The 13,792-nt window shown below is 69.3% G+C and carries 8 protein-coding genes; 4 read left to right on the top strand and 4 right to left on the bottom strand.

All coding sequences use genetic code 11. The features are described from left to right. Positions 1 to 38 precede the first annotated feature (38 nt). From OG852_RS38175 to metH, 4 genes are all read right to left on the bottom strand, one after another. Entirely contained in the window at positions 39 to 1,622 is a 1,584-nt protein-coding gene (locus OG852_RS38175) for an ABC transporter substrate-binding protein (RefSeq protein ID WP_133913483.1), read from the bottom strand. A gap of 90 nt (positions 1,623 to 1,712) precedes the next feature. Continuing rightward, complete coding sequence (locus OG852_RS38170; protein ID WP_133913484.1) at positions 1,713 to 3,320, bottom strand: ABC transporter substrate-binding protein; 1,608 nt, start codon at positions 3,318 to 3,320, stop codon at positions 1,713 to 1,715. 495 nt (positions 3,321 to 3,815) lie between these two features. Then, the gene (locus OG852_RS38165; RefSeq protein ID WP_133913485.1) at positions 3,816 to 4,511 is read right to left on the bottom strand and encodes an HAD family hydrolase; all 696 of its coding nucleotides are present in this window, start codon (positions 4,509 to 4,511) and stop codon (positions 3,816 to 3,818) included. A 111-nt stretch (positions 4,512 to 4,622) separates the two neighbouring features. Beyond that, positions 4,623 to 8,138, bottom strand: coding sequence for a methionine synthase (gene metH / locus OG852_RS38160; RefSeq protein ID WP_133913486.1), 3,516 nt, complete (start codon positions 8,136 to 8,138; stop codon positions 4,623 to 4,625). A gap of 354 nt (positions 8,139 to 8,492) precedes the next feature. Here metH and OG852_RS38155 point away from each other — a divergent pair, with 354 nt between their 5' ends. The 4 genes from OG852_RS38155 (at position 8,493) to OG852_RS38140 (ending at position 13,662) form a co-directional block, all read left to right on the top strand. After that, complete coding sequence (locus OG852_RS38155; RefSeq protein ID WP_133913487.1) at positions 8,493 to 9,257, top strand: IclR family transcriptional regulator; 765 nt, start codon at positions 8,493 to 8,495, stop codon at positions 9,255 to 9,257. 307 nt (positions 9,258 to 9,564) lie between these two features. Further along, complete coding sequence (locus OG852_RS38150; protein ID WP_330350285.1) at positions 9,565 to 10,359, top strand: MIP/aquaporin family protein; 795 nt, start codon at positions 9,565 to 9,567, stop codon at positions 10,357 to 10,359. A 102-nt stretch (positions 10,360 to 10,461) separates the two neighbouring features. Continuing rightward, positions 10,462 to 12,000 (top strand): glycerol kinase GlpK, encoded by a 1,539-nt coding sequence (glpK, locus tag OG852_RS38145; protein WP_133913489.1) that lies wholly within the window; start codon positions 10,462 to 10,464, stop codon positions 11,998 to 12,000. Positions 12,001 to 12,045: 45 nt separating this feature from the next. Next, the gene (locus OG852_RS38140; RefSeq protein WP_133913490.1) at positions 12,046 to 13,662 is read left to right on the top strand and encodes a glycerol-3-phosphate dehydrogenase/oxidase; all 1,617 of its coding nucleotides are present in this window, start codon (positions 12,046 to 12,048) and stop codon (positions 13,660 to 13,662) included. The last annotated feature ends 130 nt before the right edge of the window (positions 13,663 to 13,792 follow it).

Raw genomic sequence — 13,792 nt, 5'->3', positions numbered from 1 at the left:
TGTGCGGGGGCGCCCTTGGTGGTGTCCGGCGGGGGTGGTCAGCCCTTGCTGAGTTCCCAGAAGCGGAACACGGTGGAGGCGTCGAGGCAGTTCTCGAGGCCGTAGACGTTCTCGCCGACGACGGCGTACTGCTTGGCCTGCCAGATCGGGAGGACGGGGAGTTCCTCGGCGACGATGTCCTGGAGGGTGGAGTAGTCGGCGTCGGTGGCGGTGCGGTCGCTCTGGGCGGCGGTGCGCGGGATGAGCGTGCCGGTGATGGTCTTGTTGGTGTAGTTGTTGGCGAGGACGTTGCCCTCGCCGAAGAAGGGGGCGGTGAAGTTGTCGGCGTCGGGGAAGTCGGGGACCCAGCCCTTGACGTAGACGCCGTACTTGCCGGCGGCGATGTCCTTCTCGTACTGGTCGAAGGGGACGGACTTGACGTCGGCGTCGAACAGGCCGCTGGCGTTGAGCTGGGCGGCGACGGCCTTGAGTTCCTGGTCGGTGGCGGGGCCGTAGCGGGACGGGGTGGACCAGAGGGTGAGTTTCACCTTGCCGGTCAGGCCCTCGTCCTTCAGTGCCGCGGCGGCCTTGGCCGGTGAGGGGCTGGCGCCGTAGCGGTCGAAGAAGGCGGTGTTGTGGCCCGCTATGCCGGCCGGGATGATCGAGTAGAGCGGGTCGGCGGTGCCTTCGTAGACGTCCCTGATGAGGGCTTCGCGGTCGATGAGGTGGGCGATGGCCCGGCGGACGCCGAGTTTTCCGGCGACGGGGTCGTCGGTGTTGAAGACCAGGTGCTGGACCTCGGCGCTGCTGCCTTCGACGACTTCGGCTCCCTCGGTGTCGGTGGCGGCGTCGATGTCGGCGATGTCGCCGGCGGTGAGGCCGCGGTAGGCGATGTCGATGTCGCCGTCCAGGAGGGACTTCTTGAGGGCCTTCTGGTCGCCGCCGAAGAACTTGAGGGTGACGCCCTTGTTCTGGGCGTCGGCCGCGGTGCCGCGGTAGTTCTCGTTGACGGAGAAGACGGCCTGGTCGTCGTCGAAGGAGTCCAGCTTGTAGGGGCCGGAGCCGACGGCGCCGCCGTCCTCGCGCAGGCTGTCGGCGTCGTACTCCTCGTGGTCGACGATGGACCCGGCGCCGGAGGCGAGCTTGCTGGGGAAGGTGGCGTCGGGGACGTTCAGGGTGAAGACGACGGTCCTGGCGTCCGGTGTCTCGACCTTGTCGAGCATGGGGAACATGACAGCGGGGCCGTTGTCGTCGTTGATCTTCAGCATGCGGTCGAAGGAGAACTTGACGTCCTCGGAGGTGAGATCGTCACCGTTGGAGAACGTCAGGCCGTCCTTGAGTGTGCAGCGGTAGACCTTGGTCTGCTGGTCCGTGAAGGAGCAGTCCTTCGCCGCGTCGGGCTCGGGTACGGTGCCGCCCTTGGGGAAGCTGAGCAGCGACTGGAAGACGTTGTTGAACAACATCCAGGATCCGGGGTCGTAGCCGGAGGCCGGATCGGTGGCGAGGACGTCGTCCGACATCCCGAGCACCACGGTGGAGCCGTCGCCGTCCGAGCCCCCGGTCTGGGTGCCACAGCCGGTCAACAGGCCGGAGGCCAGTCCCGCCACGATAGGCAGGACCGGCCACTGGTTACGCATGTTCACGAAATACCTTTGTCGTCGGGTCCCGTCACACCGGGACCGCCGTCCCGGGCCCCGGCCGCGAAAAACGTATCACCCGACGGACAGAGCCTCTCAGTTGCTCACACCCCGGCCCAGTTCCCACAGCTGGAGGGTGGCGGAGGAGTTCAGGACGTACGCCGTGCCGGTGATGTCGGTGCTGGCCGCGATGTACTGCTTGCCCTGCCACAGCGGGAGGATCGGGACGTCGTCGGCGACGATGTCCTGGATCTCGGTGAGGCTCTTGGCCGCGCTGATGCGGTCTGCCTCCCGGCGGGACTGCGGGATCAGGTGGTTGATGATGTCGCTGTTGCTGTACGGCGAGTTGAGGGTGTTGTCCTCGTCCAGGAACGGCGCGAGGAAGTTGTCCGCGTCGGGGAAGTCGGGGAACCAGCCCATGCCGTAAACGGCGTACTCACCCTTGCGCTCGGCGGGGGCGAAGGTGTCCCAGACGGTGCCCTTGATGGTGACGTCGAACAGGCCGCTGTCGTTGAGCTGCTTCTTCAGCAGCTCGAACTCCTGCTTGGTGGCCGGGCCGTAGTGGTCGGTCGTGTAGTTCAGCGTGAGCTTGACCGGGGTGGTGATGTTCGCGTCGGCGAGCAGGGCCTTGGCCTTGGTGACGCTCGGGTCGCTGTACTTGTTGAAGAAGGCGTTGGAGTGGCCGGTGACGGAGGCCGGGACGAGCGAGTAGAGGGCCTCTGCCTGGGAGCCGTAGACCTGGGCGACAAGCTCGTTGCGGTTGACGACCTGGGCCATCGCCTGACGCACGGCCTTGGTCTTGACGGCCGGTGCGTCGGTGTTGAAGGCGAGGTAGCGGATCTCCAGGCCGGCGAGCTCGACCATGTCGATGTCGCTGTCGGCGGAGGCGCCGGAGAGCTTCTGGATCTGCTCCGGGGACATCGTACGGGTCATCAGGTCGATGTCGCCCTTTTCGATGGCGGTGCCCATGGCGTCGGCGTCGTCGTAGGACACCATGTCGACCTCGTCGTTGTTCACCTTCAGCGTCCCCTTGTAGCGGGGGTTCTTGGTGAACACGGCCTTGGTGATGGCATCGCCGTCGGTCTCGGCCTTCAGGGTGTACGGCCCGGAGCCGTCGACCTCGAAGCCGTCGCGGAGCTTGTCCTTCTCGTAGTCGTCGGGGTTGACGATGCCGGCGACCGGGGTCGACAGCTTGTACGGGAAGGTGGCGTCGGCGGTCTTGAGGTGGAAGATGACTTCGTTGTCACCCTGCGTCTCGACGGTGTCGATGGTGGACAGCAGGGCGAAGACGCCGGTGTCGGCCTTGATGGCGCGAGCGCGGTCGATGGAGAACTTGACGTCCTTGGCGGTGATGGCGTCGCCGTTGGCGAACTTCAGACCGTCACGGAGCTTGCAGGCGTAGCGCTCGTTGCCGCTGTCGGTGAACCCGCAGGACTGCGCCGCCTCGGGGACGGGGTCGCCGTCGCCCTTGGGCACGATCATCAGGGTCTGCACGGTCTGGCGCAGGATGTTCCAGGTGCCGACGTCGTAGGCGTAGGCCGGGTCGAGCGGCGCGGGCGCGGCCTTCGTGGCGGTGAACCGGTCCGTGGTGCCCACGACGATGGCGTCGCCGCCGCCGCTCCCGCTGTCGGCCCCGCCGCAGGCGGCGAGTACGGGCGCGAGCAGACCGACCACGGCCGGCAGCACCAAAGTCTTGCGGTTCATGCTCGAGTTTCTCCAGAGCTGTCGGTCCGTGTACCCGGCATGCAGGGGTGTCGCGGCGGATCACGGGGAGAGGGGTGATGTTCCGCGAAGAGATTAGTCCGGGCCGGCAGGAGCGTCCGCCGCGACCGGAGTTGAAAGCCCATCACGCTGCGAAACCGTATGCGAACGCATTGAAGAATCATCAGTGGAACGATCCACGCAGCCGTCCATCAATCGGGACACAAGGGTGCGGCCGAACGCCCGGAACGCGGCATCCGCGCACACGGTCACTCCCCTGTCGACCCTGCCTGACGTGGGGAACGTCACACCGTCAACAGTCTGCGCCAGTCCGAAATTCAACCGTTACCTGAGATCGGAATTCCACCCTCTGATTCCCCCGCGCGCACATCCGCCGAATTACCTTGCTATCGGCGGTGCACGCTCGGTGAACGACCGCTGTGAATTCCGTCATCGAACGGATCACCCATGATCGCGGGGGTGATCATCGGAGCGGAGTCACAGGGGCATCAGACCGCGGAGAAAAGACAAGTCGACCTGTTCCAGCGTGGGCACCACGGTGCGCCGGGCGGCCGCGGGGATCGGGGCCACGGAGGGCACCGCCACGACATGGCAGCCCGCCGCCTCCGCCGAGGCGACGCCGGTCGCGGTGTCCTCGACGACGGCGCATCTGGCCGGGTCCACGCCGAGGCCCGCGGCCGCCAGGAGGTAGGGGTCGGGGTGCGGCTTGGTGCGGGCCACCTCGTCGCCGGCGACGGTCAGCGTGAAGTGCTGGGGCCCGAGCGAGGCCAGGACGCGGTCGATGATGCGCCGGTGCGAGGCCGAGACGAGGGCCGTCGGGATCTCGTGCTCGACGAGTTCGGCGAGCAGCCGGGCGGCTCCCGGCATCAGGGGCAGGGCGCGGGTGATGCGGTCCTCGAACCCGTCGTTGAGCAGGACGGACAGTTCGGCGAGGGTGATGTCGGCCCCGGTCGCCTCGATCAGGAACCCGGCGCTGCGGCTCATCGGGCCGCCGACCACGACATGGCGCCAGGAGTCGTCGAGGGCGTGGCCGAGACCGGCGAAGACCTCGACCTCGACGTCCCACCAGAAGCCCTCGGTGTCCACCAGGGTGCCGTCCATGTCCAGGAGCACCGCCTGGAGGGCCGAGCCTTCGGCCGTGCGGGTGAATGGCGCGGGAACCGTGCTGGTCATCCACGTACCTCCTTTGAGGGACGAGCAGGCCGGTTCCCGCGCGGGGAACCGGCCTGCAGTGGACCGACCAGTGTACGACTTATCGGATCAGTGTGCTCGGTGACACGGGGGTCACCGGGCGTTGAAGTACTTCGCCTCCGGGTGGTGGATCACGATCGCGTCGGTGGACTGCTCGGGGTGGAGCTGGAACTCCTCGGACAGGTGGACGCCGATCCGCTCGGGCTGGAGCAGGTCGGCGATCTTGGCGCGGTCCTCCAGGTCGGGGCAGGCGCCGTAGCCGAGGGAGAAGCGGGCACCGCGGTACTTCAGGGAGAACATGTCCTCGATGTCGGCGGGGTCCTCGCCGGCGAAGCCCAGCTCGGAGCGCACCCGCGCGTGCCAGTACTCGGCGAGGGCCTCCGCGAGCTGGACGGACAGGCCGTGCAGTTCGAGGTAGTCGCGGTAGGAGTCCGACGCGAAGAGCTTGGCGGTCTCCTCGCCGATGCGGGAGCCGACGGTGACGACCTGGAGGCCGACGACGTCGGTCTCGCCCGACTCCTGGGGGCGGAAGAAGTCCGCGAGGCACAGCCGGCGGCCGCGGCGCTGGCGCGGGAAGGTGAACCGGGTGCGTTCGTTGCCGTGCTCGTCCAGGATGATCAGGTCGTCGTCCTTGGACACGCAGGGGAAGTAGCCGTGGACCACGGCGGCTTCCAGGAGGTTCTCCGTCTGGAGCCGGTCGAGCAGGCCGCGCAGACGCGGGCGGCCCTCGGTCTCGACGAGCTCCTCGTAGGTCGGTCCGTCGCCGGTGCGGGCCTGCTTGAGGCCCCACTGGCCCTTGAAGAGGGCGCCCTCGTCCAGCCAGGTGGCGTACTCCTTGAGCTGGATGCCCTTGATGACGCGGGTGCCCCAGAAGGGCGGCTCGGGGATGGGGTTGTCGGTGGCGACGTCGGAGCGGACGTGGCCCTCCTCGGGCCGTTCCTCGACGGTCACGGCGGCTCCGGCGCGCACCCGGCGCTGCTTGAGCTCGGGCAGCTTGGCGCCGGGGACGCCCCGCTTGACGCCGATGAGGGCGTCCATCAGGTGCAGGCCCTCGAAGGCGTCGCGGGCGTAGCGGACCTCGCCCTGGTAGATCTCGTGCAGGTCCTGCTCGACGTAGGCGCGGGTGAGGGCGGCGCCGCCGAGGATGACCGGGTAGTTCGCGGCGAGGCCCCGGCTGTTGAGCTCCTCCAGGTTCTCCTTCATGATCACCGTGGACTTGACCAGGAGACCGGACATGCCGATGACGTCGGCGCGGTGCTCCTGGGCGGCGTCGAGGATCGCGGAGACGGGCTGCTTGATGCCGAGGTTGACGACGTTGTAGCCGTTGTTGGACAGGATGATGTCGACGAGGTTCTTGCCGATGTCGTGGACGTCTCCGCGCACGGTGGCGAGGACGATGGTGCCCTTGCCGTCGGCGTCGGACTTCTCCATGTGCGGTTCGAGGTGGGCGACGGCGGCCTTCATGACCTCGGCGGACTGGAGCACGAAGGGCAGCTGCATCTGGCCGGAGCCGAACAGCTCGCCGACGACCTTCATGCCGTCCAGGAGCGTCTCGTTGACGATGTCCAGCGCGGGGCGGTCCTGGAGGGCCTCGTCGAGGTCGGCCTCCAGGCCGTTGCGCTCGCCGTCGATGATGCGGCGCTTGAGGCGCTCCTCCAGCGGCAGGGCGGCGAGTTCCTCGGCCTTGCCGGCCTTGAGGGACTTCGCGGTGGCGCCCTCGAAGAGCTGCATGAGCTTCTGGAGGGGGTCGTAGCCCTCGGCGCGGCGGTCGTGGATGAGGTCGAGGGCGGTCTGCACCTCCTCCTCGCTGAAGCGGGCGATGGGGAGGATCTTGGAGGCGTGGACGATGGCGGAGTCCAGGCCCGCCTTGACGCACTCGTCGAGGAAGACGGAGTTCAGCAGGATGCGGGCGGCCGGGTTGAGGCCGAAGGAGATGTTGGACAGACCGAGGGTGGTCTGGACGTCGGGGTGGCGGCGCTTGAGTTCGCGGATCGCCTCGATGGTGGCGATGCCGTCCCCCCGGGACTCCTCCTGACCGGTGCAGATGGTGAAGGTCAGGGTGTCGATGAGGATGTCCGACTCCTGGATGCCCCAGTTCCCGGTGAGGTCGTCGATGAGCCGTTCGGCGATCTCGACCTTCTTCTCGGGGGTGCGGGCCTGGCCCTCCTCGTCGATGGTGAGGGCGATCAGCGCGGCGCCGTGCTCCTGGGCCAGCCGGGTGACGCGAGCGAAGCGGGACTCGGGTCCGTCGCCGTCCTCGTAGTTCACGGAGTTGATCACCGCGCGGCCGCCGAGCTTCTCCAGACCGGCCTGGATGACGTCGACCTCGGTGGAGTCCAGCACGATCGGCAGGGTGGAGGCGGTGGCGAAGCGGCCCGCGAGCTCCTCCATGTCGGCGACGCCGTCGCGGCCGACGTAGTCGACGCACAGGTCGAGCATGTGCGCGCCCTCGCGGATCTGCTCGCGGGCCATCTCGACGCAGTCGTCCCAGCGGGCCTCGAGCATGGCCTCGCGGAACTTCTTGGAGCCGTTGGCGTTGGTGCGCTCGCCGATCGCCAGGTACGAGGTGTCCTGGCGGAAGGGGACCGTCTGGTAGAGCGAGGCGGCGCCGGGCTCGGGGCGGGGGGCGCGCTCGACGGGCGTGGCGCCCTGGACGCGCTCCACGAGCTGCCTGAGGTGCTCGGGGGTGGTGCCGCAGCAGCCGCCGACGAGGTTGAGGCCGTAGTCGCGTACGAAGTTCTGCTGGGCGTCGGCCAGACCCTCGGGGTCGAGCGGGAAGTGGGCGCCGTCCTTGGTGAGGATCGGCAGACCGGCGTTCGGCATGCACAGCAGGGGGGTGCGGGAGTGCCGGGCGAGATAGCGCAGGTGTTCGCTCATCTCGGCGGGGCCGGTGGAACAGTTCAGGCCGATCATGTCGATGCCGAGGGGTTCCAGCGCGGTGAGCGCGGCGCCGATCTCGGAGCCCAGCAGCATGGTGCCGGTCGTCTCGAAGGCCATGGAGACCAGCAGGGGGACCTCGGTGCCGGTGGCCTCCATGGCGCGCTTGGCGCCCAGGATGGACGACTTGGTCTGCAGGAGGTCCTGGGTGGTCTCGACGATCAGGGCGTCGGCGCCGCCGGCGAGGAGTCCCTCGGCGTTGGCCTGGAAGCCGTCGCGCAGGGTGCCGTAGCCGATGTGGCCGAGGGTGGGCAGCTTGGTGCCGGGGCCGATCGAGCCGAGGACCCAGCGCTGCCGTCCGTCGCGGGCGGTGTAGGCGTCGGCGGTTTCGCGGGCGATGCGGGCGCCCGCCTCGGACAGCTCGTGGACGCGCTCGGCGATGTCGTACTCGGCCATCGCGGAGTGGTTTGCGCCGAACGTGTTGGTCTCGACGCAGTCGACGCCCGCGTCGAAGTAGGCCTCGTGGACCGAACGGACGATGTCGGGCCGGGTGAGGTTGAGGATCTCGTTGCAGCCCTCGAGGTTCTGGAAGTCCTCGAGGGTGGGCTCCTGGGCCTGGAGCATGGTGCCCATGGCCCCGTCGGCCACCACCACACGGGTGGCCAGGGCCTGGCGGAGCTCGGACACACGGGTCCGGCTGTCGGCGGAAGGGGTCGGCGGCACAGAGGCCATGGAAGGGCTCCCTCGGATGCGACGGCTGTCGGCTTTGCGTGACCTCAGGATGCGTGCGGTACGGCTTCCCGAGGAGTGCGCACGCCGTCAGGGTAGCCGGGACGGGGGCCGTATGGTCAGGGCGTCCACGGGGCGGACGGGGCCGAAGGGGGCCGGCGGTCGTGCCGGTGCTCGCGCGAGGGACCGGTCACCGCCACACTGCCGCCACGTCACTTCCGGGGGTCGCGTGGTGTAACAGGTGTTGACCGACCATTAGCGGGAGGTCGACATGGACCGGTAGTGTTCGACATTGCCGAACGACGGTACTTGCGTGCCGCTCGTGGAACGGCGAAGGGGACGGAGGCAGGAGGGCGGATGGCACGGAACATCCAGTCGGTCGAACGGGCGGCGGCGATGCTGCGGCTGCTCGCGGGCGGGGAGCGGCGGCTGGGCCTGTCCGACATCGCCTCGGCGCTGGGCCTGGCCAAGGGCACCGCCCACGGCATCCTGCGCACGCTCCAGCAGGAGGGGTTCGTCGAACAGGACGACGCCTCCGGGCGCTACCAGCTCGGGGCGGAGCTGCTCCGGCTGGGCACCACCTACCTGGACGTGCACGAACTGCGGGCGCGGGCCCTGGTGTGGACGGACGACCTGGCGCGGTCCAGCGGCGAGAGCGTCCATCTGGGCGTGCTGCACCAGCAGGGCGTGCTGATCGTGCACCACGTCTTCCGTCCGGACGACAGCCGGCAGGTGCTGGAGATCGGGGCCATGCAGCCGCTGCACTCCACGGCGCTCGGCAAGGTGCTCTCGGCGTACGACCCGGTGGCGCACAGCGAGGCCCTGGAGGCCGACCGCAAGCCCTTCACGGACCGCACCGTCTGCGACCTGGACGACTTCGAGCACATCCTCGACGTCACGCGCGCGCGTGGGTACGCGGCCGACGTGGAGGAGACCTGGGAGGGCGTGGCGTCCATCGCCGCGCCCATCCACGACCGGCGCCGCATGCCGGTCGGCGCGGTGGGCATCACGGGGGCCGTGGAGCGGCTGTGCCGGGAGGGCGAGCTGCGCCCCGAGCTGATCGCGGCGGTACGCGACTGCGCCCGCGCGGTGTCGCGGGACCTGGGCGCCGGGCGCTTCTGAACGACGACGAAGGCCGGGACGCCGTACGGCGTCCCGGCCTTCGTCGTGCCCGCGGGCACCCCGCGGACCCCACCCGCATCCCGGGGATCAGTAACGATCGCGTTTTCGACAACCGAACTCTTGACGGGCGAGCGACCCCGGGACAAGACTCCCGTCCATCGGTCGGCATTGTCGAACACCTACCGGCAATACGCGCTAGAGTGTGACAACGCCAAGGACCGGCATCGCTCTCACCCCCGAGGGCGCCAGACCCCCGGAGGGACCCGGGGAGAACGGCTTCCCTGGACGAAGGACAAAGGAGTCGCGGGTGTCCAGCTCCGACATCTTCATCGGCGAGACCATCGGTACCGCCATACTCATCCTGCTCGGCGGTGGCGTCTGCGCCGCCGTCACGCTGAAGGCCTCCAAGGCCCGCAACGCCGGCTGGCTCGCCATCACCTTCGGGTGGGGCTTCGCCGTGCTCACGGCCGTCTACACCTCGGCGCCGCTGTCCGGCGCCCATCTGAACCCGGCCGTGACGCTCGCACTCGCGATCAAGGACGGCGACTGGAGCAACGTTCCGGTCTACTGGGCCGGCCAGTTCCTCGGCGCCGCGATGGGCGCGACCCTGGTGTGGGTCGCCTACTACGGCCAGTTCCACGCGCACCTGACCGACAAGGAGATCGTCGGCGGTCCGGGCGCTCAGGCCACCGCGACCAAGGCGGTCGAGGCCCAGGAGAAGGGCGCGGGTCCGGTCCTCGGCGTCTTCTCCACCGGCCCGGAGATCCGGGTCCCCTGGCAGAACCTCGCCACGGAGATCGTCGGCACCGTCGTGCTGGTCCTCGCCGTTCTCACCCAGGGTCTGAACGACAAGGGCAACGGCCTCGGCACCCTCGGTGCCCTGATCACCTCGCTGGTGGTCGTCTCGATCGGTCTGTCCCTCGGCGGCCCGACCGGCTACGCGATCAACCCGGCCCGTGACCTCGGTCCGCGCATCGTGCACGCCCTCCTGCCCCTGCCCAACAAGGGCGGCTCCGACTGGGGCTACGCCTGGATCCCGGTGGTCGGTCCGCTGATCGGCGGCGCGATCGCTGCAGGCATCTACAACGTCGCCTTTGCTTAAGAGCACGAAGAGCACGCTGAGCATCACCTCGGCCTTCACCGCGCTTGAACAGCCCCGCGCCGTACAGACAGCCCCTTACCCACGGAACCCCAGGAGCACTCAGTGACCGACGCCCACACCGCCGGCCCCTTCATCGCCGCGATCGACCAGGGCACCACCTCCTCGCGCTGCATCGTCTTCGACCGGGACGGCCGCATCGTCTCCGTCGACCAGAAGGAGCACGAGCAGATCTTCCCCAAGCCGGGCTGGGTCGAGCACGACGCCAACGAGATCTGGACCAACGTCCAGGAGGTCGTCGCCGGAGCCATCGCCAAGGCCGGCATCACCCGTGACGACATCAAGGCCATCGGCATCACCAACCAGCGTGAGACCACGCTGCTGTGGGACAAGAACACCGGTGAGCCCGTCCACAACGCCATCGTCTGGCAGGACACCCGCACCGACGCCCTGTGCAAGGAACTCGGCCGCAACGTCGGCCAGGACCGCTTCCGCCGCGAGACCGGCCTGCCGCTGGCCTCCTACTTCGCCGGCCCCAAGGCCCGCTGGCTGCTCGACAACGTCGAGGGTCTGCGCGAGCGCGCCGAGGCGGGCGACATCCTCTTCGGCACCATGGACACCTGGGTCATCTGGAACCTGACGGGCGGTGTCAACGGCGGCAAGCACTACACCGACGTCACCAACGCCTCCCGCACCCTGCTGATGAACCTCCACACCCTGGAGTGGGACGACAAGATCGCCGAGTCCATCGGCGTCCCGCTGGCGATGCTGCCCGAGATCCGCTCCTCCGCCGAGGTCTACGGCGAGGTCACCGGCGGCAAGCTCGGCGACCTGCTCGGCGGCATCCCGGTCGCCTCCGCGCTCGGCGACCAGCAGGCGGCCCTGTTCGGCCAGACCTGCTTCTCCGAGGGCGAGGCCAAGTCGACGTACGGCACCGGCACGTTCATGCTGATGAACACCGGTGAGAAGATCATCAACTCGTACTCCGGCCTGCTGACCACCGTCGGCTACCGCATCGGCGACGACGCGCCGGTCTACGCCCTCGAGGGCTCGATCGCCGTCACCGGTTCGCTGGTGCAGTGGATGCGCGACCAGATGGGTCTGATCTCCACCGCCGCCGAGATCGAGACGCTCGCGCTCTCGGTCGAGGACAACGGCGGCGCCTACTTCGTGCCGGCCTTCTCCGGTCTGTTCGCCCCGCACTGGCGCTCCGACGCCCGCGGTGTGATCGCCGGCCTCACCCGGTACGTCACCAAGGCGCACCTCGCGCGCGCCGTCCTGGAGGCCACCGCCTGGCAGACCCGGGAGATCACGGACGCCATGACCAAGGACTCGGGCGTCGAGCTCGCGGCCCTCAAGGTCGACGGCGGCATGACCTCCAACAACCTGCTGATGCAGACGCTCTCGGACTTCCTGGACGCCCCCGTGGTGCGCCCGATGGTCGCCGAGACCACCTGCCTCGGCGCCGCCTACGCCGCCGGCCTCGCCGTCGGCTTCTGGACCAACACCGACGATCTGCGCGCCAACTGGCGGCGGGCCGCCGAGTGGACCCCCCGCATGGACGCGGAGACCCGCGACCGTGAGTACAAGACCTGGCTCAAGGCCGTCGAGCGGACCATGGGCTGGATCGAGGACGAGAGCTGACCCCCGCCCCACGCGCACAGCTCTGATGAGGAGTAAGAACCCGACATGACCAGTCAGTCCACCCTGAGTTCCGTGCCTGCCCTGGGGACGCACCCGGCCTCCGGCTCGAACCCGAGCCGCGCCGAGACCCGGGAGCAGCTCTCCAAGGCGTCGTACGACCTTCTTGTCATCGGCGGCGGCATCCTGGGCATCTCCACCGCCTGGCACGCCGCGCAGTCCGGCCTCAGGGTGGCCCTGGTCGACGCCGGCGACTTCGCCGGCGCCACCTCCTCCGCCTCCTCCAAGCTGCTTCACGGCGGTCTGCGCTATCTGCAGACCGGCGCGGTGAAACTGGTGGCGGAGAACCACTTCGAGCGCCGTGCGGTCTCCCGTCAGGTGGCCCCCCACCTGGCGAATCCGCTCACCTTCTACCTCCCCGTGTACAAGGGCGGGCCGCACGGCGCGGCGAAGCTCGGGGCGGGCGTGTTCGCCTACTCCGCCCTGTCGGCCTTCGGCGACGGGGTCGGGCACCTGCTCTCCCCCGCCAAGGCCGCGCAGGACGTGCCCGAGCTGCGCACCGAGAACCTCAAGGCCGTGGCCGTGTACGGCGACGACCAGATGAACGACGCGCGCATGGCGCTGATGACGGTCCGCGCGGCCGTCGAGGCGGGCGCGGTCGTCCTCAACCACGCCGAGGTCACCGGGCTGCGCTTCACCCGGGGCCGGGTCACCGGCGCGGACCTGAAGGACCGCGTCTCCGGTGACGAGTTCGGGGTGAACGCCCGGCTGGTGCTCAACGCGACCGGCCCCTGGGTCGACCACCTGCGGAAGATGGAGGACCCGAACGCGGCCCCCTCCATCCGGCTCTCCAAGGGCGCGCATCTGGTCCTGAAGCGGACCTCCCCGTGGAAGGCCGCGCTCGCGACCCCCATAGACAAGTACCGCATCACCTTCGCCCTCCCCTGGGAGGACATGCTCCTGCTGGGCACCACCGACGAGGAGTTCGAGGGCGACCCGGCGGACGTCGCGGTCAACGACAAGGACATCGCGCAGATCCTCGACGAGGCCGCGTTCTCCGTCCGCGACCAGCAGCTCTCCCGGGACAACATCACGTACGCCTTCGCGGGTCTGCGGGTGCTGCCGGGCGGACCCGGCGACACCGCCAAGGCCAAGCGCGAGACGGTGGTGACCGAGGGCCGGGGCGGGATGCTGTCCGTGGCGGGCGGCAAGTGGACCACCTTCCGCCACATCGGCCGTACGGTGATGCAGAAGCTGGAGGCGCTGCCGGGCCACCCGCTCGGTGACGACTTCGAGCCGATCTCCTCGCTGCCGAAGAAGCTGCCGCTGCCCGGTGTCGCCAACCCGCGCGCGGTCGCCCACCGGCTCCTGGTGGACCACCCGGCGCCCGGCCCGCGCATGGCCGCCGACACCGCCAAGCACCTGGCCACCCACTACGGCTCGCTGGCCTTCGACATCGCCCGGCTGGCGAACGACAACCCCGAGCTGGGCGAGCGCGTCCACCCCGACGCCCCCGAGATCTGGGCGCAGGTCGTCTACGCCCGTGACCACGAGTGGGCCGAGACGGCGGACGACGTGCTGCGCCGCCGCACCACGCTGACGATCCGCGGCCTGGCCACGGACGAGGTGCGCGGCAAGGTGCAGGACCTGCTCGACAAGAAGTAGACCGTCCGCACCGGCCCACTCCCCTGACCGGGGCCGGTACGGGTGTGACAGGGGCGGCTCCCCTCGAGGGAGCCGCCCCTTTCGTATGCGTCCGGTCCGGCGGCCGGGGCCCGTTGTCAGTGCCGGATGC

Source organism: Streptomyces sp. NBC_00582, from assembly GCF_036345155.1.
Lineage (GTDB): Bacteria > Actinomycetota > Actinomycetes > Streptomycetales > Streptomycetaceae > Streptomyces.
The sequence above is the reverse complement of the archived record's forward strand: the minus strand, read 5'-3'. Positions and strand labels throughout refer to the sequence as shown.

Coding starts and splice junctions, on each gene's coding strand:
- OG852_RS38170 (WP_133913484.1), bottom strand. CDS start 3,320: ATGAACCGCAAGACTTTGGTGCTGCCGGCCGTGGTCGGTCTGCTCGCG.
- OG852_RS38155 (WP_133913487.1), top strand. CDS start 8,493: ATGGCACGGAACATCCAGTCGGTCGAACGGGCGGCGGCGATGCTGCGG.
- metH (WP_133913486.1), bottom strand. CDS start 8,138: ATGGCCTCTGTGCCGCCGACCCCTTCCGCCGACAGCCGGACCCGTGTG.
- OG852_RS38165 (WP_133913485.1), bottom strand. CDS start 4,511: ATGACCAGCACGGTTCCCGCGCCATTCACCCGCACGGCCGAAGGCTCG.
- OG852_RS38140 (WP_133913490.1), top strand. CDS start 12,046: ATGACCAGTCAGTCCACCCTGAGTTCCGTGCCTGCCCTGGGGACGCAC.